This window comes from Streptomyces lusitanus, assembly GCF_042647945.1.
In the GTDB taxonomy this organism is placed as follows: Bacteria; Actinomycetota; Actinomycetes; order Streptomycetales; family Streptomycetaceae; genus Streptomyces; species Streptomyces pseudogriseolus.
Genome location: NZ_JBHRWL010000033.1, coordinates 316,917 through 337,677, shown reverse-complemented (window position 1 = coordinate 337,677; position 20,761 = coordinate 316,917). Strand labels below are relative to the sequence as shown.

16 protein-coding genes are annotated in these 20,761 nt (G+C 71.9%); 7 read left to right on the top strand and 9 right to left on the bottom strand.

Annotated elements, in window-relative coordinates; genetic code table 11:
* Window positions 1-194 precede the first annotated feature (194 nt).
* The 4 genes from ACFOSY_RS33435 to ACFOSY_RS33420 are packed head-to-tail and all read right to left on the bottom strand — an operon-like array spanning window position 195 to window position 3,707.
* Window positions 195-914, bottom strand: coding sequence for an ABC transporter permease subunit (locus tag ACFOSY_RS33435; RefSeq protein WP_394314270.1), 720 nt, complete (start codon window positions 912-914; stop codon window positions 195-197).
* 9 nt (window positions 915-923) lie between these two features.
* Window positions 924-1,835 (bottom strand): ABC transporter ATP-binding protein, encoded by a 912-nt coding sequence (locus ACFOSY_RS33430; RefSeq protein ID WP_225653027.1) that lies wholly within the window; start codon window positions 1,833-1,835, stop codon window positions 924-926.
* Window positions 1,832-2,746 (bottom strand): ABC transporter permease subunit, encoded by a 915-nt coding sequence (locus tag ACFOSY_RS33425; protein WP_394314268.1) that lies wholly within the window; start codon window positions 2,744-2,746, stop codon window positions 1,832-1,834. Before ACFOSY_RS33425 ends, ACFOSY_RS33430 begins: the two co-directional genes overlap by 4 nt.
* Entirely contained in the window at window positions 2,736-3,707 is a 972-nt protein-coding gene (locus tag ACFOSY_RS33420; RefSeq protein ID WP_394314498.1) for an ABC transporter ATP-binding protein, read from the bottom strand. Before ACFOSY_RS33420 ends, ACFOSY_RS33425 begins: the two co-directional genes overlap by 11 nt.
* 171 nt (window positions 3,708-3,878) lie before the next feature.
* Here ACFOSY_RS33420 and ACFOSY_RS33415 point away from each other — a divergent pair, with 171 nt between their 5' ends.
* The 5 genes from ACFOSY_RS33415 to ACFOSY_RS33395 all read left to right on the top strand — a co-directional run bounded on the left by ACFOSY_RS33415 (window position 3,879) and on the right by ACFOSY_RS33395 (window position 8,889).
* Complete coding sequence (locus tag ACFOSY_RS33415) at window positions 3,879-5,726, top strand: SDR family oxidoreductase (RefSeq protein ID WP_394314266.1); 1,848 nt, start codon at window positions 3,879-3,881, stop codon at window positions 5,724-5,726.
* A 131-nt stretch (window positions 5,727-5,857) separates the two neighbouring features.
* Window positions 5,858-6,409, top strand: coding sequence for an RNA 2'-phosphotransferase (locus tag ACFOSY_RS33410; RefSeq protein ID WP_394314264.1), 552 nt, complete (start codon window positions 5,858-5,860; stop codon window positions 6,407-6,409).
* Between the two features lie 3 nt (window positions 6,410-6,412).
* Window positions 6,413-6,871: a hypothetical protein gene (locus tag ACFOSY_RS33405; protein ID WP_394314262.1), complete on the top strand. Its 459-nt coding sequence runs from the start codon at window positions 6,413-6,415 to the stop codon at window positions 6,869-6,871.
* A gap of 108 nt (window positions 6,872-6,979) precedes the next feature.
* Window positions 6,980-7,882, top strand: coding sequence for an LLM class flavin-dependent oxidoreductase (locus ACFOSY_RS33400; RefSeq protein ID WP_394314260.1), 903 nt, complete (start codon window positions 6,980-6,982; stop codon window positions 7,880-7,882).
* Between the two features lie 119 nt (window positions 7,883-8,001).
* Window positions 8,002-8,889: a Cof-type HAD-IIB family hydrolase gene (locus ACFOSY_RS33395; RefSeq protein ID WP_394314258.1), complete on the top strand. Its 888-nt coding sequence runs from the start codon at window positions 8,002-8,004 to the stop codon at window positions 8,887-8,889.
* Window positions 8,890-8,912: 23 nt separating this feature from the next.
* Here ACFOSY_RS33395 and ACFOSY_RS33390 read toward each other — a convergent pair whose 3' ends face one another.
* The 5 genes from ACFOSY_RS33390 to hisC all read right to left on the bottom strand — a co-directional run bounded on the left by ACFOSY_RS33390 (window position 8,913) and on the right by hisC (window position 17,558).
* Window positions 8,913-9,968 carry a M23 family metallopeptidase gene (locus tag ACFOSY_RS33390; protein WP_394314256.1) on the bottom strand — a complete coding sequence of 352 codons (1,056 nt, stop codon included), beginning with the start codon at window positions 9,966-9,968 and terminating at the stop codon, window positions 8,913-8,915.
* A gap of 155 nt (window positions 9,969-10,123) precedes the next feature.
* Window positions 10,124-13,624, bottom strand: coding sequence for a thiol reductant ABC exporter subunit CydD (cydD, locus tag ACFOSY_RS33385; RefSeq protein WP_394314253.1), 3,501 nt, complete (start codon window positions 13,622-13,624; stop codon window positions 10,124-10,126).
* Window positions 13,625-13,637: 13 nt separating this feature from the next.
* The gene (gene cydB, locus ACFOSY_RS33380) at window positions 13,638-14,642 is read right to left on the bottom strand and encodes a cytochrome d ubiquinol oxidase subunit II (RefSeq protein WP_394314251.1); all 1,005 of its coding nucleotides are present in this window, start codon (window positions 14,640-14,642) and stop codon (window positions 13,638-13,640) included.
* 20 nt (window positions 14,643-14,662) lie between these two features.
* Complete coding sequence (locus ACFOSY_RS33375; RefSeq protein ID WP_394314496.1) at window positions 14,663-16,168, bottom strand: cytochrome ubiquinol oxidase subunit I; 1,506 nt, start codon at window positions 16,166-16,168, stop codon at window positions 14,663-14,665.
* A gap of 310 nt (window positions 16,169-16,478) precedes the next feature.
* Window positions 16,479-17,558 carry a histidinol-phosphate transaminase gene (gene hisC / locus ACFOSY_RS33370; RefSeq protein ID WP_394314249.1) on the bottom strand — a complete coding sequence of 360 codons (1,080 nt, stop codon included), beginning with the start codon at window positions 17,556-17,558 and terminating at the stop codon, window positions 16,479-16,481.
* 437 nt (window positions 17,559-17,995) lie between these two features.
* Between hisC and ACFOSY_RS33365 the strand changes: the two genes are divergently transcribed.
* Together ACFOSY_RS33365 and ACFOSY_RS33360 are read left to right on the top strand one after the other, a co-directional pair.
* Complete coding sequence (locus tag ACFOSY_RS33365) at window positions 17,996-19,108, top strand: LacI family DNA-binding transcriptional regulator (RefSeq protein ID WP_078492901.1); 1,113 nt, start codon at window positions 17,996-17,998, stop codon at window positions 19,106-19,108.
* Between the two features lie 528 nt (window positions 19,109-19,636).
* Window positions 19,637-20,731: a metallophosphoesterase gene (locus ACFOSY_RS33360; protein WP_394314245.1), complete on the top strand. Its 1,095-nt coding sequence runs from the start codon at window positions 19,637-19,639 to the stop codon at window positions 20,729-20,731.
* Window positions 20,732-20,761 lie beyond the last annotated feature (30 nt).

Here is a 20,761-nt window from a genome sequence, read left to right as displayed (position 1 = left end):
CGTACTGCCGTGCATGGGCATGGTTCCCCTCCTCTCCCGGCTCACGGTCGCCGGACGTTCCCGGCGATGCGGACACCTCACTGTGCCCGTCCGGACACGTCCGGCGCCACCGAATAAAACGCCGCGGGACATGACGAAGGGCGGTGCCGCCGACACCGGCGGCACCGCCCTCACGCACGTCGGGGGTGTGCCCCTCACTCCTCGCCGGCGAGCGTCAGCGTGCGCAGCTTCTGGCCGGCGTACCAGGTGGCCAGCACCGTGACGGCGACCAGCGCGATCGTCGCCGTGGTCAGGCCGACGTCCGAGGTGACCAGCTCGCCGCCTGCCACCCTCTCCGCCACGGCGAGGGACCACTGCTGGACGCTCAGCGTGCGCGCGCCGGGCACCAGGGAGCCGAACAGCGCCTCCCAGATCAGCGCGTACACCAGGCCGAAGACCACCGCGTGCCGCGAGACCGTGCCGAGCAGCAGGAACAGCGCCGCGTAGGCGATGGAGGCGACCAGGGCCGCCACCGTGTAGGCGACCGCGACCTGCTGGCCGTTGCCGTTGAGGACGAAGCCGGCGATCAGCGTCGGCACCGCGGAGAACACCATGGTGACGGCGACGGCGACGATCAGCTTGGTGTAGATGATCGTGGGCCGTTTGATCGGCTTGGACAGCAGGTACACCACGGAGCCGTCGTCGATCTCCGGGCCGATCGCCCCGGTGCCCGCGATGACGCCGATGATCGGCACCATCGTGGCGAGCCCCAGACCGCCGAGGACGTCGGCGGCGGTCTGGTCGTCGGCGCCGGCGAGGGCGCGCACCGCCAGGGAGATCACGATGAGCAGCAGGGGCAGCGCGCCCAGAATGAGGGCCCGGCGACGGCCGAGCAGGGCCCGGTAGGTGAGCCGGGCGACGGTGGGGTCGTACATCAGGGCCTCCTACGCCGCGACCAGGTACGAGAACACGGACTCGAGGGACTCGTCGGACGGCGAGACCGTGAGCAGGCGGATGCCGTGCTCCCTCGCGACCTTCGGCAGCAGCGCGGTGAAACGGCCGAAGTCGACGGCCTGGATGCGCAGGGCGCCCTCGGCGTGGTCGACCTCGATGCCGGACGTGGACGGGTCGGCGATCAGCGCGGCCGCGAGGGCGCGGTCGTCGCTGGAGCGCACCAGGTAGCGGTGCGGGCGGTCCGTCATCAGACGGCGGATCCGGCGGAAGTCGCCGCTGGCCGCGTGCCGGCCGGCGACCACGACCTCGATGTGCCAGGCGAGCTGCTCGACCTCCTCAAGGATGTGCGAGGAGAACAGCACCGTGCGGCCCTCGTCGCCCATGCGCCGCAGCAGGTCCATCAGCTGCATGCGCTGGCGCGGGTCCATGCCGTTGAACGGCTCGTCGAGCAGCAGCAGCGACGGGTCGTGAACCAGCGCGGACGCCATCTTCACGCGCTGCCGCATGCCCTTGGAGTAGGTGGCGATCTTCCGGTCCTGCGCGTACTCCATCTCCACCGTGGCGAGCGCCTTCTGGGCGGCCTTGGCGCCCAGTCCGTGCAGCTCGGCGTTGGCGAGGACGAACTCACGCCCGGTCAGGAAGTCGTACATCGCCTCGCGCTCGGGGACGATGCCGATGTGCTGGTAGATGGCCTCGTTGCGCCACACCTGCTGTCCGTCGAGGGTGACGGTGCCGGTGGAGGGGGCGAGGAAGCCGCCCATCATGTTGATGAGGGTGGACTTCCCCGCGCCGTTGGGGCCGAGCAGGCCGGTGACGCCGGGGCCGATGGTCATGGTGACGTCGTTGACGGCGACCACGTTGCCGAACCAGCGGGAGACGTGGTCGATGCTGAGCGTGGTCACAGGCCCACCTTCTTGTAGCGGCGCATCAGGAGGCCGTAGCTGGCGGCGATCAGGCCGAGGGTGAACAGGACGTAGACGACGCCCTCGGCGTTGCTCGGGCCCACCCCGCCGGGGAAGGCGGAGGTCGCGCCCAGGAAGGCGGACTGCACGCCGTCGATGAGGGTGATCGGCGAGAACAGGCCGATCCAGGCGATGCCGTCGCCGCTGCTCTGGGTCTCCGCGATCGCCTGGAGGGTGGAGACCGCGCCGTAGGAGATGGTCAGGACGGCGATGACGGCCGCGATGCCGAAGCCGCGGCGCGGGGTGACCGCGGCGATGACCAGGCCGATGCCGGCGAAGAGCAGCGAGAGCAGTGCCACGGAGACGAGTCCCTGTGCGAATCCCTTGGTCTGGTCGGTGAAGTCGAGCTTGGCCAGCAGGGCGCCGACGTACAGCACCAGCAGGGGCGCCGCGGTGAGGATGAACAGGGCCGACGCCAGCGCGGCGAACTTGGCGCGGACGTAGTCGCCGGTCTCGATGGGCCGCGAGAAGTACAGCGGCACGGTCTTGAAGCGCAGGTCGCGGGAGACCGACTGGGGTGCCTGCGAGGCGACGTACAGGCTGATGACGGCCTGCATGATGATCGCGTAGCGCGTGTAGTCGACGGGCAGGTCCTTCGCCTTGGTGGCGACGGCGACGGCCACCATGATGGCGGCGGGCACGCACATCACCACGAACAGCAGCATCGGCAGCACCTTGGACTTCGCCGAGCGGCCGAGGCCGTAGGCGCCGCGCAGGGACTGCGAGTACAGCGAGAGCCTGGCGTAGGAGCGGCCGAGGCGGGGGCCGTCGTAGGAGCGGTAACCGATGTTGTGGATACGGGTGTCACCCGATCCGGTGGCCGGTGTCCGCGTGGACTGCTCAGTTGCCATGACCGACCGCCTCCTTCCGCTGCGCGTCGCCGTCCGCGTCGTCCTTGAAGACCTCGGCGATCTGGTGCCGCCGCTGTTCCATGCGCACCAGACCGAGCCCGAGGTCGGCGATCACGTCGCGCACCAGGTCGTAGGTGTCCTCGCCCTGCGCGGTGAGCAGCAGGATGTGCCCGGCGCCCGGCAGCCCGCTGCCGTCCTGGACGGTCACCCCGCGCGCGTGGAGCGCGTCGCGCACCGCGCGGGTGCCGTCGGGGTGCTCGTCGGTGTCGGTGACCTCGATCGCGAGGGTCGTGGTGGTCTGCGTGAAGTCCCGGGTGGAGGAGGAGCGCAGCAGCTTGCCGCCGTCCACGACGACCACGTGGTCGCAGGTGCGTTCCAGCTCGCCCAGCAGGTGGGAGGTGACCAGGACCGAGATGCCGAAGTCGGTGTGGATGCGGCGGATCAGGCCGAGCATCTCGTCGCGGCCGACCGGGTCGAGGCCGTTGGTGGGCTCGTCCAGGAACACCAGCTGCGGGTCGTGCACCAGCGCCTGCGCGAGCTTCACCCGCTGCTTCATGCCGGTGGAGTAGCCGCCGATGGGCCGGTAGCGCTCCTCGTACAGGCCGACGTGGCGCAGGGTGTCCGCGGTGCGTTCGCGGGCCGCGGTGGCCGGCAGGCCGGACATGCGCGCCATGTGGACGACGAACTCGGTGGCCGAGACGTCCGGGGGCAGGCAGTCGTGCTCGGGCATGTAGCCCACCCGTTCCCGGATGGCGGCGCCCTCGGTGGCGACGTCGAGTCCGAGCACTTCGGCGCGGCCCTCCGTGGCGGGGGACAGACCCAGCAGGATCTTGATCAACGTGGACTTGCCGGCCCCGTTGGCTCCGACGAGCCCGGTCACACCGGGTCCGACGTCCACGGAGAGCCGGTCAAGCGCGGTCACCCGGGGGAACCGCTTGCTCAGGCTTTCGGTCGCGATCACAGTCACATGGACGACCGTAGTGACCCGTACCACTGCGGTCGTCAGACCGCGGGGTCGTCTTGGGGTCCGCCTGGAGTCGTACGCGCCCGTAGGGGACGTCCTGCCTGAGAGTTGTCCACAGCTCAGGGCGCCCTGTTGACGAGTTGTCTCACAGCTGCGAGATTCGCCGCTGTGACGGGACTCGAGGGTGCGCGGGAACGGTGGGTGCGGACGGGCGGCGTCGAGCTGTGCGTGGCCGAGCTGGGCGACCCTGAGCGCCCGGCGGTCGTCCTGGTGCACGGCTATCCGGACAGCAAGGAGGTGTGGTCGCGGGTCGCGCAGCGCCTCGCCGAGCGGTTCCACGTGGTGGCCTACGACGTCCGGGGGCACGGCAGATCCACGGCGCCGCGTCCGCTGCGCGGCGGGTTCACGCTGGAGAAGCTGACGGACGACTTCCTCGCCGTGGCGGACGCGGTCAGCCCGGACCGGCCGGTGCACCTGGTGGGGCACGACTGGGGCTCGGTGCAGGGATGGGAGTTCGTGACGGCGCCGCGTGCGCGGGAGCGGATCGCGTCCTTCACCTCGGTCTCCGGCCCCTCGCTGGATCACTTCGGGCACTGGATCAAGAGCCGGATGTCCCGCCCGACCCCACGCCGGGCGGGGCATCTGCTGGGCCAGGGCGCGCGGTCCTGGTACGTGTACGCGCTGCACACGCCCGTGCTGCCCGAGCTGGCCTGGCGCGGGCCGCTCGGGCGGCGCTGGCCACGGCTGCTGGAGCGGATGGAGCGGGTGCCCCAGGACGGCTACCCGACGTCGTCCCTGCCGTCGGACGCCGCGCACGGCGCCTGGCTCTACCGGGACAACGTGCGCTCCCGGCTGCGCGACCCGCGCCCGGACGCCTACGCGCACGCGCCCGTGCAGCTCGTCACGCCGCTGGGGGACCGGTTCCTGTCGCCGCGGCTCCACGACGGCCTGGAGCGGTGGGCGCCCCGGCTCACCCGGCGCACCCTGCCCTCGGGCCACTGGGTGCCGCGCAGCCGGCCCGACCAGCTGGCCGCCTGGATCGCCGACTTCGTGACGTCGGTGGAGGGCGGGCGGGCTGAGGAGGGTGGGCGAGCCGAGCACGGTGGACGGCCCGTGGAGGGCGGGCGCCCCGTGGAGGGCGGGCGGCCCGGGAAGCGCGGGCGGCCCGAGCGGCGGACCGGGGGCCGGTACGCCGACCGGTTCGGCGGGCAACTGGTGCTGGTGACGGGCGCGGGGAGCGGTATCGGGCGGGCCACGGCGCTGGCGTTCGCCGAGGCGGGCGCGCGGGTGGTGGTGGTCGACCGGGACGCCGGCGCGGCGCTCCGCACCGCCGGGGAGGCCTGGGCGCGGGGCGCCGCGGACGCCTGGGCGGAGACGGCGGACGTGGCCGACGAGCGGGCCGTGGAGAAGCTCGCCGAGCGGGTCACCGCGGCGCACGGGGTGGTGGACGTGCTGGTGAACAACGCGGGCGTCGGCCTGGGCGGCGCGTTCCTCGACACCACGACGGAGGACTGGAAGCGGGTCCTCGACGTCAACCTGTGGGGCGTAATCCACGGCTGTCTGCACTTCGGGAGGCGGATGGCCGAGCGCGGCCAGGGCGGCCACATCGTCAACGTGGCGTCCGCGGCCGCCTTCCAGCCCTCGCGTGCGCTGCCCGCCTACGGGGCGTCCAAGGCGGCGGTGCTGATGCTGAGCGAGTCCCTGCGGGCCGAGCTGGCGGAGCGGGACATCGGCGTGACGGCGGTGTGCCCCGGGTTCGTGAACACGGGCATCACCTCCACCGCGCGCTTCGCGGGCACGGACGCGGAGGAGGAGCGGCGCAGGCGGCGGAAGGCGGCGCGGCTGTACGGGCTGCGGAACTACCCGCCGGAGAAGGTCGCCGCCGCGGTGCTGCGAGCGGTGGTGCGCGACGAGGCGGTCGTGCCGGTCACCCCGGAGGCGCGGACGGCGTACGTGCTGGCGCGGTGGCTGCCGGGGGTGGCGCGGAGGATCGCGCGGGTGAAGCCGCCGGTGTGAGGCGCGCCGCGTCATCGCTGGTTGTCCACAGAACCCCTCGTTCCGCTGTGGATAACCTCACTTGTCTGTGGATCAAACCTTCGGATGTAAATCGATCGCGTGATACGTGTCTCTCCCGGCAGTCTGAACAGATGGACGAAAGACGCACCGTACGGGTGTCGAAGTACCTCGCGAAGCACCTGCGCCACCAGCCCGAGCGGATCGGGCTGACCCTTGACGCGGCCGGGTGGGTCGAGATCGACACGCTGATCGCCGCGGCGGCGGACCACGGCTTCCCGTTCACCCGGGAAGAGCTGGAGCATGTCGTCGCCGCCAACGACAAGCGGCGCTTCGCCGTCGAGGGCACCCGGATCCGCGCCAGCCAGGGCCACACCATCCCGGTGGATCTCCAGCTGCCGCTCGCCGTCCCGCCGGCCTGGCTGTACCACGGCACCGTCGCCCGGAACCTGGAGGCGATCCGCGCCGAGGGCCTGCGGCCCATGAACCGGCACGCCGTGCATCTCTCCGCCGACCGCGAGACCGCCACCCGTGTCGGCGCCCGCCGGGGACGGCCGGTGGTGCTGTCGGTCGACGCGGGCGCCATGCACCGCGACGGCCATGTCTTCCGCGTCAGCGCCAACGGCGTCTGGCTGACCGACGCCGTTCCCAGCCGGTATCTGCGCTTCGGTGAGGGCCGCGGGTAGGTCATGATCGACGGCATGGAGCATCTGCCCACCACCGAGGCCGCCGTCACCGCCCTCCGTGCCCTCGCCGACCGGTACGGACGCGAGATCGAGGTGACCCACGACATCGGCGCCGACCAGACCTCGCGCCGCACCGCGGCCGGCGTCGGCGTGACCGCCGACCCCGACGGCACCCTCCCGCACGAGGCCCATGTCGAGTTCGGCGGCCTGCCCAGGGTGCGGGTGCGCCTGTTCCCGGAGGACGACGCCCTGATCGACGTCGAGGGCGTCGAGTGCCCCGACATCCCTCGCGACGACGTGCCCGCCTTCCTGCGCTCGCTGTTCGACGGGCTGGCGTATGTGAAGGCACGGCGGTTCCCGCCGGGCTACTTCCTCGTGGTGCCGCTGCCGGGTGACCGGACACACAAGGAATTCATCCCGATGATCGTCCTCACACCCTGGCTGAGCGCCCAGGTGCGGTGACGGACGCCCCGGAAGCGCACGCCTGCACGTGCCTCCGTATGCCCCTGCGTGGGGCGTGGGCAGGGTGTGTTTCACGTGAAACCGGACGCGCCGCTTAGGCTCGGATCCATGAGCCTGCGTCTGAGCACCGTGATCCTCCCGTACCGCCGCTGGCACGAAGGCAGCCGTTCCGCCTGGGTGCGGGCCGAGGAGCTGGGCTTCCACGCCGGCTACACCTACGACCACCTGTCCTGGCGGAGCTTCCGCGACGGCCCGTGGTTCGGCGCCGTCCCGACCCTGACCGCCGCCGCGGGCGTGACCGAGCGGATGCGTCTGGGCACGCTGGTGACCTCCCCGAACTTCCGGCACCCGGTCACCCTGGCCAAGGAGCTCATCTCCCTCGACGACATCTCCGGCGGCCGCGTCACCCTCGGCATCGGCGCGGGCGGCACCGGCTTCGACGCCACCGCCCTCGGCCAGGAGCCGTGGACCCCGCGCGAGCGCGCCGACCGCCTCGCCGAGTTCGTGCCCCTGCTGGACCGGCTGCTCACCGAGGACGCCGTGTCGTACGAGGGCGACTTCTACGCGGCGCACGAGGCGCGCAACATCCCCGGCTGCGTCCAGCGCCCCCGGCTCCCGTTCGCCGTGGCGGCGACCGGCCCGCGCGGACTGCGGCTCGCGGCCCGATACGGGCAGGCATGGGTGACCACCGGCGACCCGAAGCTGTACGAGGACGGCACACCCGAACAGTCGGTTCAGGCCATTCGCGGTCAGGTGGACAAGCTCGCCGACGCCTGCGCCGGGATCGGCCGGGACGTCACCCAGCTGGACAAGATCCTCCTCACCGGGTTCACCCCGGACCGGAGCCGTCCGCTGGAGTCCCTGGACGCGTTCGTCGACTTCGCGGGCCGCCACGTCGAACTCGGATTCACCGAGATCGTGGTGCACTGGCCCATCCCGGACTCGGACTTCGCGGCGGACCAGAAGGTCTTCGAACGGATCGCGATGGAGGCACCGGCGCAGCTGCGATGAACGAGAACAGGCGCCGTCCTGCCGAGACAGGGCGTGAAGGCGCCGAGGCCGGACGAGAAGCCGCTGGTGACAGCAGTAATCACTCAGATGTGCGGAGTCCCGCACGGCCGTGCGGGCATATGCGGGACAATGGCCGGGTGACCTCAGCGATCCGAGAGCCCGAGACCCCGGCCGCAGCCACCCCACCGCGGCTGATCGCCACCGACCTCGACGGCACCCTGCTCCGCGACGACAAGTCGGTGTCCCCCCGGACCGTGGCGGCCCTGGCCGCCGCCGAGCAGGCGGGCATCGAGGTCTTCTTCGTCACCGGCCGCCCGGCCCGCTGGATGGACGTGGTCAGCGACCATGTGCACGGCCACGGCCTCGCCATCTGCGGCAACGGCGCCGCCGTCGTCGACCTGCACGGCGGTCCCGGCGCGCACCGCTTCGTCAAGGTCCGCGAGCTGCCCCGGGACAACGCCCTGGACGCCGTGCGCCTGCTGCGCGACGCCGCCCCGGGCACGGTGTACGCCGTGGAGCAGACCTACGGCTTCCACCAGGAGCCCGCGTACCCGAAGCTGCACATGGAGATCCCGGACGACCTGGCGCCCGCCGAGGAGCTGCTGGCCCCGGACTCCCCCACCGCCGCCGAACCGGTGCTCAAGATCCTGGCCTACCACCCCGAGCTGGAGCCGGACGCCTTCCTCACCCTGGCCCGGCTCGCCATCGGCGACCGCGCCACCGTGACCCGCTCCAGCCCGAGCGCCCTGCTGGAGATCAGCGGGCCCGGCGTGTCCAAGGCGAGCACCCTCGCACTGTGCTGCGCCGAGCGCGGCATCTCGCACGAGGAGGTCGTCGCCTTCGGTGACATGCCGAACGACGTCGAGATGCTGACCTGGGCGGGCCGCTCCTTCGCGATGGGCAACGCCCACCCGGACGTGCTCGCCGCCGCCTCGGGCCGCACGGTCGCCAACAACGACGACGGCGTGGCCGTGGTGATCGAGCAGCTGCTGGACGGTCAGAGGTAGGCGCCCGCGGCTCGTCGGCCCGGTCAGAGGGTCACGCCGCGCCCGGCGAGCCACGGCACCGGGTCCACCGACGAACCCATCTCCGGGGTCACCCGCACCTCGAAGTGCAGATGCGGACCGGTGGAGTTGCCGCTGGTCCCGGACTGGCCGATCCACTGCCCGGGGGACACCCGCTCCCCCTGGTCGACGGCGACGGCCGCCAGGTGCGCGTACTGGGTGTAGTAGCCGCCCGGGTGCTCGACCACGATCTCGATGCCGAACGCGCCGCCGCAGGACACCTTCACCACCGTGCCGCTGCCCACGGCCCGCACCGGCGTCCCGATCGGCACCGCGAAGTCCTGCCCGGTGTGCCGGTTCGCCCAGCGCGCACCGCCGCTGCCGTAGGAGGCGGACAGCTCGTACGTCTCCACGGGCGCCACCCAGGACGTCGTGTACTGCGCCGGCGGCTGGTCGAGCCGGACGGCGCCGCGGCAGGAGCCCGCCGTCACCGAGGCGTCCGCCTCGCCCTGGAGCTTCCAGCGCGCCGACTCGAGCTTCTCCTCGATGTCCTGCTTCAGCGCGGCGAGCTCCTCGTTCCGCTGCTCCAGCTTCTTCCAGGCCGCCGCGGCCTTCGCCTCGTCCCGGGCGAGCCGCGCCTCGGCCCGCTCGCTGCGGCCGAGCGCCTGGTCCAGTGCCACCTCGGCGTGCTGCACGACGCGCTGACCGCGCATCAGCTGCTCGGGATCGTCGGCGAGGAGCATGTGCGCGGTGAGCGGCAGTCCGCCGCCGTCCCGGTACTGGGAGCTGGCGATCCGCCCCAGGTCCTCGCGGAGTCCGGCGGCCTGCTGCCGCTCACGGTCGAGCCGTTCCTCCAGCCGCTGCGCCAGATCCCGCTGCTTCTCCGCCTCCTCGCGTCCGGCCTCGTACTGCTCGGTGGCCTTCGCCGCCTCCTTGTACAGCCGCGCCACCTCGGCGCTGACGGAGGGGGAGCCATGACCGGGGGCGTGGGATCCGTCGCCGTCGGCGGGCCGGGCGGCGAGCACGGCGAGCGCGCAGAACAGCACGGCGACGAGCAGCGGACGGCGGCGGGTGAGACGCATGCCTGCGATCCTGTCCCCGCCCGGGACCGGGAGGCGCGTTCACGTCGTACACATGGGGGACGACACGCCCCCGGACGGATGCTTCACCGCTCTCCCTGACGCCTGTGGGGTATTGACGGCACGTCACCCTGGGCTCCCCCGCGCCTGCGTGTCGGTCAGGACACCGCCACCAGGGCTCCCGCTTCCTCCTCCCGCAGCGCCATGTCCCGCAAGGGACCGTCCACGACACGGAGTTCCTCGAATCGTCCGCGCTGCACCACTCGTCCCGAGTCCAGCACGATCACCTCGTCCACCGCCTCCAGCCCCGCGAGCCGGTGGGTGACGAGGACGGTGGTGCGGCCCTCGGTGGCGGCCAGCAGATCGGCCGTGAGCCCGTCCGCGGTGGGCAGGTCGAGGTGTTCCGCCGGCTCGTCCAGCACCAGGACGGGGAAGTCCGCCAGCAGGGCGCGCGCCAGGGCGAGCCGCTGCCGCTGCCCTCCGGACAGCCGCGCGCCGTGCTCGCCGACGAGCGTGTCCAGGCCGTCCGGCAGTCCGTCCGCCCACTCCAGCAGGCGTGCCCGGCCCAGCGCGTCACGCAGGTCGGCCTCGGTCGCGTCCTTCCGGGCCAGCAACAGGTTTTCCCGGACGGAGCTGTTGAACAGGTGCGCGTCCTGCGCGCACAGCCCGACCAAGCGCCGTACGTCGTCCCCGTCCAGGGCGCGGGCGTCCACGCCGGCGAGCGTGTAGGAGCCGGCGCCGGGGTCCAGGAACCGCAGCAGCACCTGGGCCAGCGTCGTCTTGCCGGAACCGGAGGGGCCGACCACGGCGACACGGTGTCCCCGCTCCAGCGTCAGGTCCAGGCCGGCGAGCGCGTCCCGGTCCTGCCCGGGGTGACGGGCGGTGAGTCCCCTGAGAGTGAGCGGGAACGGCGAGACGGGCGCCTGCCGGGGTGTCTCCGGCTCGCGCACGGGCGCCGGGGCGTCCAGCACCTCGTACACGCGCTCCGCGCTGCGGCGCACCCGCTGCCGGTGGCGCACGGCGAGGGGCATGCCGAGGACCGCCTCGAACGCCGCCAGCGGGGTGAGGACCACCACGGCCAGGGCCACGCCGTCGAGCCGGCCGGAGCTCACGCCCTGCACGCCGACCAGGCCGGCGGCGGCCACGGTCAGTCCGGAGATCAGCGCGGTGAGCCCGTCGCCGAGACCGGTGACCACGGCCGACCGTGAGGCGATGCGGGTCAGGACGCCGTCGGCTCGCCGCGTCCCCTCGGCCCGCGCGGGCAGCGCCCCGGCGACGGTCAGCTCGGCGGTGCCGGTGAGCAGGTCGGTCACCCGGGTGGCGAGGTCGCCGCGGGCCGGTGCCAGCCTGCGCTCGGTGCGCCGCGCCACGGCGGCGGTGAGCAGCGGGACACCCACGCCCGCCGTGAGCAGCCCGGCCGCGAGCACGGCACCGGCCTCGGGCAGCAGCCATGCGGTGAAGCCGACGGACAGGGTGGACACGGCGACCGCGGCGCCGGCCGGCAGCAGCCAGCGCAGCCAGTAGTCCTGGAGCGCGTCCACGTCGGAGACCAGCCGGGTCAGCAGGTCGCCCCGGCGGGTGCCGCGCAGTCCGGCGGGCGCGAGGCGTTCCAGCCGCCGGTAGACCGCGACCCGGGTGTCCGCCAGCATGCGCAGCACGGCGTCGTGGGACACCAGCCGCTCGGCGTAGCGGAACACGGCCCGCCCGATGCCGAAGGCGCGCGTCGCGGTGACCGCCATCATCAGGTAGAGCACCGGCGGCTGCTGCGAGGCGCGGGAGATGAGCCAGCCGGACGTCCCCATGAGCCCGACGGCGCTTCCCAGGGCGAGCGTGCCGAGGAGCAGCGCGAGCGTGAACCTCCCCCGCCGGGAGCCCGACAGGGCACGCACCCGGGCGAGCACCCGACCGGGGGCCTGCTCGTCGCGCGCGTCGGGGACCGTCTCGGGCCGGGAGCTGTGGTCGGACGCGGCGCCCCGAACCGTGTCCGCGCCGGTCCGGCCGGCAGCGACCGTCCCGGCCGGGTGCGCGTCGGGCGCCGGCAGCCGGACCACCCGGTCGGTGACGGCGAGCAGGGCGGGGCGGTGCACCACGAGCAGCACCGTCCGGCCCTTTGCCAGCCGTCGTACCGCCGCCACGACCCCGGCCTCCGTGGCCCCGTCGAGGGCGGCCGTCGGCTCGTCGAGCAGCAGCACGGGCCGGTCCGCGAGGAAGGCCCGGGCCAGCGCGAGGCGCTGCCGCTGCCCGGCCGAGAGGCCCGCCCCGTCCTCGCCCAGCACGGTGTCGGCACCGTGGGGGAGGGCGTCCACGAAGTCCAGCGCACCCGCGTCCCGCAGTGCGCGCCGTACCGCCGCGTCGTCCGCGTCGGGGCGGGCCAGCCGGACGTTCTCCGCGATCGTCCCGGCGTACAGGTGCGGCCGCTGCGGCACCCAGGCCACGCGGCGGTGCCAGTCGGCGAGGTCGAGTCCGGCGAGGTCGGCCCCGCCGACGCTCACCCGGCCCGCGTCGGGGCGGACGAAGCCCAGCGCCGCGCCGATCAGCGTGGACTTCCCGGATCCGCTCGGCCCGACCAGGGCGACCGTCTCACCGGGGGCGACGGAGAAGGACACGTCCGTCACGGCGTCCGTGGACCGGCCGGGGTATCGGACGGTCACGTCCTCGAAGGCGAGGGCGCCCTGCGGCACCGTGCCCTTCCCCGCCCCGGGCGCGGGCGTCTCGAGCACCGCGAAGATCTCCTCGGCCGCGCCGAGCCCTTCCGCCGCCGCGTGGTACTGCGTGCCGACCTGACGCAGCGGCAGATACGCCTCCGGCGCCAGGATCAGGATGAGCAGACCGGTGTACAGGTCCAGCTCTCCGTGGACCAGGCGCATGCCGATGGTCACGGCGACCAGCGCCACCGAGAGGGTGGCGAGCAGTTCCAGCGCGAACGACGAGATGAAGGCGATCCGCAGCGTCCGCATGGTCGCGCGCCGGTACCCGGCGGTGATCGTGCGGATCGACGCGGCCTGCGCCTTGGCCCGCCCGAAGACCTTCAGCGTCGGCAGCCCGGCGACGACGTCGAGGAAGTGCCCGGACAGCTGGGAGAGCAGCATCCACTGACGGTCCATCCGGTTCTGCGTGGCCCAGCCGATCAGCACCATGAAGACGGGGATGAGGGGCAGGGTGCCGACGATGATCGCCGCCGACACCCACTCCTCCGTGACGATCCGCGCCAGCACGGCGGCCGGGACGACCACCGCGAGGCCCAGCTGGGGGAGATACCGCGAGAAGTAGCCGTCGAGGGCGTCGACGCCCCGGGTGGCCAGGGTGACCAGCGACCCGGTGCTCCTGCCGCCCAGCCACCCCGGCCCCAGTGCCGTCGCCCGGGCCAGCAACCGCCCCCGCAGCTCCGACTTCACGGCGGCGCTCGCCCGGTGCGCGGCCAGCTCGGTCAGCCAGCCGACCAGGCCGCGTCCGGCCGCCACCGCGACGAGCAGCAGCAGCGGAGTGCGCAGCTCAGCGACGGACCGGCCGTCCTGGAAGGAGCCGACCACGATCTCGGCGATGAGCATGGCCTGGGCGACGACCAGTCCCGCGCCCACGGCGCCGAGGCCGACGACGGCTGCCAGGAAGCCCCGGGTGGCACGCGCGTACCTGAGGAGGCGGGGGTCGATCGGTTTCACGTGAAACACACCCTCAGTGCACCGGATCGGCGATGTGCTGGGTGCCGATCCGCTTGCGGAAGACCCAGTAGGTCCAGCCCTGGTAGAGCAGCACCAGCGGGGTGGCGATGACCGCGAGCCAGGTCATGATCTTCAGCGTGTACGGGCTGGAGGAGGCGTTGGTGACGGTCAGGCTCCACTTGGGGTCCAGGGTGGAGGGCATGACGTTCGGGAACAGCGTCGCGAAGAACATGGCCACCGTGGCAACGATGGTGACGCCGGACAGCGTGAACGACCATCCCTCACGTCCTGCCTGATTGGCCGCCAGGGCGGCGACCAGCGAGGCGACCGCCACACCGAGCGCGACCAGGCCGGCCCCGTCACCACTCTCGACCTGCGTCCACAGCAGGAAGACCGACGCCAGCACGGCGGTCACCAGACCCACCTTCAGGGCCAGTGTCCGCGCACGCTCCCGGATCTCCCCGACCGTCTTGAGGGCCGTGAACACCGTGCCGTGGAAGGTGAACAGGGTGAGCGTGACCAGACCGCCCAGCAGGGCGTACGGGTTGAGCAGGTCCCAGACGGTGCCCACGTACTCGAAGTCGGCGTCGAGCTTGACCCCGCGCACGATGTTGCCGAAGGCGACACCCCACAGGAACGCCGGGAGCAGCGAGGTCCAGAAGATCGCCGTCTCCCAGTTGCGCTGCCAGTTCTCCTCGGGCCGCTTGGCCCGGTACTCGAAGGCGACACCGCGGACGATCAGGCAGATCAGGATGGCCAGCAGCGGCAGGTAGAAGCCGGAGAACAGGGTGGCGTACCACTCGGGGAAGGCGGCGAAGGTGGCGCCGCCGGCCGTGAGCAGCCAGACCTCGTTGCCGTCCCACACCGGGCCGATGGTGTTGATGAGCACCCGCTTCTCTGCCCGGTCGCGGGCCAGCAGCCGGGTCAGGACACCGACCCCGAAGTCGAAGCCCTCGAGGAAGAAGTAGCCGGTCCACAGGACGGCGATCAGGACGAACCAGACGTCGTGCAGTTCCATGACAGTGCAGCTCCCTCGGCCTAGTACGAGAAGGCCATCGGCTTGTCGGCGTCACGGACGTCGCCGCCGAGCTTCGTGGGCGGGTTGAGGTCGGAGTCGCTCAGCTCGGGCGGCCCCGCCTTGACGTACTTGACGAGCAGCTTGACCTCGATGACGGCCAGCACGGCGTAGAGCAGGGTGAAGACGGTCATCGAGGTGATGACCTCGGCCTGCGACACGCCGGGGGAGACCGCGTCCCTGGTCTGCATCACGCCGTAGACGACCCAGGGCTGGCGGCCCATCTCGGTGAAGATCCAGCCCCAGGCGTTGGCGATCAGCGGGAAGGCCATCGTCCAGACCGCGGCCAGCCAGTACAGCCGGGTCAGCCGGGAGCCGAGCGGCCGCTTCAGCAGCACCAGATGCGGCACCTCGTCCTCGCCGGTGCGGTACGCGGCCGGCAGCAGGAACTTCTTCCGGGTGAGCCACAGCCCCAGCAGGCCCACCGAGAAGGAGGCCATGCCGAATCCGATCATCCAGCGGAAGCCCCAGTAGGCGACGGGCACGATGGGCTTGTAGTCGCCGGGCCCGAACTTCTCCTGGAGCGCCTCGTTCGTGTCGTTGATGCCGGGCACGTACGACTCGAAGTCGCTGTGCGCGAGGAAGGACAGCAGGCCGGGGATCTCCAGGGCGACCTTGTTGTGCCCCTTGTCGACGTCGCCGTAGGCGAAGACGGAGAAGGGCGCCGGCTCCTCGCCGTCCCAGAGGGCCTCGGCGGCGGCCATCTTCATGGGCTGCTGCTCGTACATGACCTTGCCGAGGGTGTCGCCGCTGACCGCGGTGAGCAGTCCGCCGACCGCGAGGGTGACCAGGCCGAGCCGCAGCGAGGTGCGCATCACCGGGATGTGCTTCTTGCGCAGCAGGTGGAAGGCCGCGATGCCGACCATGAAGGCGCCGCCGGTGAGGAAGGCCGCCGAGAAGCTGTGGAAGACCTGGTTGAGCGTGGTGTTCTGGGTCAGCACCAGCCAGAAGTCGGTGAGCTCGGCGCGACCCTTCTCCCCGTTGATCCGGTAGCCGACGGGGTGCTGCATCCAGGAGTTGGCGGCGAGGATGAAGTACGCCGACAGCAGCGTGCCGATCGACACCATCCAGATGCAGGCCAGATGGATCTTCTTCGGCAGCCGGTCCCAGCCGAAGATCCACAGTCCGATGAAGGTGGACTCGAAGAAGAAGGCGATCAGCGCCTCGAAGGCGAGCGGGGCGCCGAAGATGTCACCGACGAAGCGCGAGTAGTCGGACCAGTTCATGCCGAACTGGAACTCCTGCACGATGCCGGTGACGACACCCATCGCGATGTTGATCAGGAAGAGCTTGCCCCAGAACTTCGTCGCCTTGAGGTACTTCTCCTTCTCCGTCCGCACCCAGGCGGTCTGCAGCCCGGCGACGAGGGCGGCGAGCGAGATCGTCAGGGGAACGAAGAGGAAGTGGTAGACGGTGGTGATGCCGAACTGCCATCGCGCCAGGGTCTCCGGCGCCAGAGCCAGATCCACGTCGTCGCTCCTTACTTCGCCGTGGTGCAGCAGCCGCGGGCCCGTTCCATCCCCGTCCATCTCGGGAGGAAACGGGATGCGCTTGTGAACGCGTTCACATTCACAAGCAATTATGACTCACTGCTTCTACGACCTGGAAGGGGGGTCCTGTGTGACGTCAACCCCTTCCTCGGTCACACCCGGACGGGTTGAGGGGCGAGCACGGGACCAGGGGCGGCCGAACCGGCCCCGGACATGGAGAAGCGGCCGGCGGACGAACCGCCGACCGCTTACGTCTCCGCAGGTCAGACCCGGTGACGCCGTCGGATGATCAGCCCTGGGCGCGGAACTTCTCGGTGACCTTCAGGAAGATGTCGTTCGCCTCCGTCTCCCCGACGGTGACCCGCACGCCCTCGCCCGGGAACGGCCGGACGACCACACCCGCCTGCTCGCACGCCTGCGCGAACGGCACAGTGCGCTCCCCCAGCCGCAGCCACACGAAGTTGGCCTGGGTCTCGGGCACCGTCCAGCCCTGGGCGCGCAGCCCCTCGACCACCCGGTTCCGCTCGCACACCAGGGAGCCGACCCGGCCGATCAGCTCGTCCTCGGCCCGCAGCGAGGCGATCGCCGCCTCCTGGGCGATCTGGCTCACGCCGAACGGCACCGCCGTCTTGCGCAGCGCCGCGGCCACCGGCTCGTGGGCGATGGCGAAGCCGACGCGCAGCCCGGCGAGACCGTACGCCTTCGAGAAGGTGCGCAGGACGCAGACGTTGGGCTTCTCGCGGTAGATCTCCACGCCGTCCGGCACCTCGGGGTCGCGGATGAACTCGCGGTAGGCCTCGTCCAGCACCACCAGGACGTCGCCGGGCACCCGGTCGAGGAAGCGTTCCAGCTCGGCCCGGCGCACCACGGTGCCGGTCGGGTTGTTGGGGTTGCAGACGAAGATCAGCCGGGTCCGGTCGGTGATCGCGTCGGCCATCGCGTCCAGGTCGTGCACATCGCCCTCGGTCAGCGGGACCTGCACGGACGTGGCGCCGCTGATCTGCGTGATGATCGGGTACGCCTCGAAGGAGCGCCAGGCGTAGATCACCTCGTCGCCGGGGCCCGAGGTGGCCTGGAGCAGCTGCTGGGCCACGCCGACCGAGCCGGTGCCCGTGGCGACGTGGGACGCCGGCACCCCGAACCGCTCGGCCAGCTCGGCCGTGAGGGCGGTGCAGGCCATGTCCGGGTAGCGGTTGAAGGTGGAGGCGGCGGCCGTCACCGTCTCCATCACGCCCGGCAGCGGCGGGTAGGGGTTCTCGTTGGAGGACAGCTTGTACGCCACCGGCCCGTCGGCCGCCGCGGGCTTGCCCGGCTTGTAGGTGGGGATCCCCTCCAGCTCGGCGCGCAGCTTGGGGCTCGTCTCGCTCACCGCAGTCCTCCTCGCGAAGACCGGCGGCCATGACCGCCGCCGACATCCAATACTGCTCACCTTATGAGGATTCGGCGTCGCTGCGTATAGGGGCGACGACGGCTCCCTGCTCCTCGTCCGTCACACGGACAACACCGGCAACATCGCCCGTACAGGTGCGAAGGGCGTGCGTGTCAGGGGCGCGCCCCACATATATCTACGCGCCGGTGGTTCACGCCGTGGCGCGCATCACCCGTGCAGGTGAGTTGAGACCTCTTCGCAACATCGCACCCTCGCCAGGCGCGCATGCACCGACACGTCAGGGACCGGTGTTGGGACGGTCAACACCCGTGGTTTCCAAGGCGATTGATGCAAAATGATCATGCAGAAACGTGCCTGTCAACGCGTGCATATGCGTCCGCCCTACCCCACCGCATGAGCCCTACTATCGGCTCGCCATGACAGCAGCAGGGAAGCACCAGGTGAGCCGCGCGGAAACCTCACGCCGAGGCAGCCGGCCGGGTCGAGCGGGCATCAGGGACGTGGCCGCCGCCGCCGGAGTCTCCATCACGACCGTCTCCGACGCCCTCAACGGAAAGGGCCGGCTCCCGGACGCCACCCGGCGCCACGTCCGCGAGGTGGCCGACAGACTGGGGTACCGCCCCTCGGCCGCCGCCCGAACGCTCCGCACCGGGAAGTCCGGACTCATCGGCCTGACCGTGACGACGTACGGGGATGAACCTTTCACCTTCACGGAGTTCGCGTACTTCGCCGAGATGGCGCGGGCCGCCACCTCCGCCGCGCTCGCCCGCGGCTACGCCCTCGTCATCCTGCCCGCGACCTCCCGTCACGACGTGTGGTCCAACGTGGCCCTGGACGGCACGGTGGTCATCGACCCCTCCGACCAGGACCCGGTGGTCAGCGAGCTGGTCCGCCAGGGCTTACCCGTGGTCTCCGACGGCCGCCCGGCCGGCTCCCTGCCGGTCACGGCCTGGGTCGACAACGACCACGAGGCCGCCGTGCTCGGCATCCTCGACCACCTCGCCGACGCCGGCGCCCGCCGCATCGGCCTGCTGACCGGCACCACCACCGACACGTACACCCACCTGTCGACCACCGCCTACCTGCGCTGGTGCGAGCGGGTGGGGCAGGACCCGGTGTACGAGGCGTACCCGGCGCACGACCCGTGCGCGGGCGCCGTCGCCGCCGACCGGCTGCTCGCCCGCCCGGACCGCCCCGACGCGGTCTACGGCCTCTTCGACCCCAACGGCACGGACCTGCTCGCGGCGGCCCGCCGCTACGGCCTGCGCGTGCCGGAGGACCTGCTCCTCGTCTGCTGCAGCGAGTCCACGGTGTACGCCAACACCGAGCCGCCCGTCACCACGCTCTCCCTGAAACCCCGCCGCATCGGCACGGCGGTGGTGCAGCTGCTGATCGACGCCATCGAGGGGGTCGACTCGGACCAGCCGGTCGAGCAGGTGATACCGACCGAGCTGATCGTGCGCACGTCCTCGCAGCGCCGGCCGCCCCGCACGACGGTCAGCCCGCCGAGGTCACCGCAGGGGACATGAGCGCCCGGGGGCGCGAAGGGCCGGAGGAACAGGGGGAATGCTTCGCTTCCGGAGGGGTGAAGCGAGGCGGAACCCGGCCCGCCCGGGCCCCCGGGATCGGCCGCACACCGGAAGGTCCGGAAGCCGGAATCGGGGGTCCCTACCGCCACCGCACCGGCCCGGACCCGGAAAATGGACGACGGGCGCGGGACGGGCGCGGGCGCGGAAACCGTCCGGGACCCGGAAGCAGGGCGGCCGGCACGGGCGCGGAGACCGTCCCGGAAACGGAATCCGGACCACCGGCCGGGTGCGGGCGGAGCCCGATCGGGGGTCCGTGGGGCGTTCGGGGGACGCCCGCGCGCCGGTGTCGAACGCCATTCGACCGGCCGGAGACCACCGCAAACGGGACGAAAGCCACGGTGAAACGGAGTCCTGTTCTGATTCACCACCCCTGGGTCATCACACGGCGCGATCCGCATTCCTATGATGGGCCCACGACACCGCGGGCCGCTGCGACCAGGCAGTCCGACGCGGTGCAGATGCGGCGCGATGGTGGAGGGGTCGATGACTCAGGGGGCCGGTCAGGGACCCGAGGTGGAGCGGACGGCGACGCTGCGCGACTTCCGGGTACCAGCGTACGTCCACGAGACCGGTCCGTACGTCCACAGCGGCACGCACCCCGGCGACGTCGCCCCGCCGGCCGAGGAGGCGTACCCAGACGGGTACACGCCGACCCAGCGGGACCTCCCGGTCATCAACCGGGGTGACACGGTCCAGGTGACCGTCGACCCCGCGGCCGTGCCCGCCCCGCCGCCCGCCACCGGCAAGGGCCCGCTGTTCGTGGTCGGCGACGTCCACGGCTACCTCGACGAACTGGTGGCCGCCCTCCAGGAGCAGGGCCTCGTCGACTCCGCGGGCAACTGGTGTGCCGGCACGGCGCGCCTGTGGTTCCTCGGCGACTTCACCGACCGCGGCCCGGACGGCATCGGCGTCATCGACCTGGTGATGCGGCTGTCCGCCGAGGCCGCGGCGGCCGGCGGCTACTGCAAGGCCCTCATGGGCAACCACGAGCTGCTGCTGCTCGGCGCGAAGCGGTTCGGCGACACGCCCGTCAACTCCGGCGCGGGTACGGCCACCTTCCAGGCGGCCTGGCTGCTGAACGGCGGACAGAAGACCGACATGGACCGCCTCCAGGACCACCACCTCCAGTGGATGGCCCGCCTCGACGCCGTCGAGGAGGTCGACGGTCACCTGCTGCTCCACTCCGACACCACCGCCTACCTCGACTACGGCCGTTCGATCGAAGAGGTCAACGACACGGTCCGCGAGACCCTTACGCGCAACGACGCCGACGAGGTCTGGGACCTGTTCCGCAAGTTCACCAAGCGGTTCTCCTTCCGCGACGAGGGCGGCGCCGACGCGGTGCGCTCCCTGCTCAATACGTACGGCGGCACCCGGGTCGTTCACGGCCACAGCCCGATTCCGTATCTGCTCGGCGAGGTCGGCTCCGAGGACGGCGAGGACGACAACGGCCCCGTGGTGGCCGAACCTCACGTGTACGCCGACGGACTCGCCATCGCGATGGACGGCGGCGTCACGATGGCAGGAAAACTGCTGGTACGGCAGTTGCCGCTGACCAACTGAGGGACGCGCGGGCCGTGTTGCGGCGGCCCG